The 298-nt window shown below is 73.2% G+C and carries 1 protein-coding gene; it reads right to left on the bottom strand.

Going from position 1 to position 298, the window contains the following annotated elements:
- Positions 1-298: zinc-binding dehydrogenase (locus tag V5O46_RS31725; protein ID WP_332888191.1), on the bottom strand; the 298-nt coding region annotated here is incomplete at both ends.

Below are 298 nucleotides of genomic sequence, written 5' to 3'. Positions count from 1 at the left end.
GGTCGGTCTTGCCGAGTTCCACGAACCGGCCGCCGGAACGCAGCAGCTGCAGCGACGCGTCCACGAACTCGCCCGCAAGCGAGTTCAGCACGACGTCCATCTCCGGGAACCGCTTCGCGAACTCCGTGTCCCGCGACGACGCCACATGCGCCTCGTCCAGACCCGCATCCCGCAGCACCTCGTGCTTGCCGGGGCTCGCCGTCGCGAACACCTCGGCGCCCAGCAGGCGGGCCACCTGTACGGCGGCCATGCCGACCCCGCCGGCCGCCGCGTGCACCAGCACCCGGTCCCCCGCCCG

This window comes from Streptomyces poriticola (assembly GCF_036689765.1).
Taxonomy (GTDB): domain Bacteria; phylum Actinomycetota; class Actinomycetes; order Streptomycetales; family Streptomycetaceae; genus Streptomyces; species Streptomyces poriticola.
Note: the sequence above shows the minus strand (reverse complement) of the source record. Positions and strands in the feature narration are given on the sequence as shown.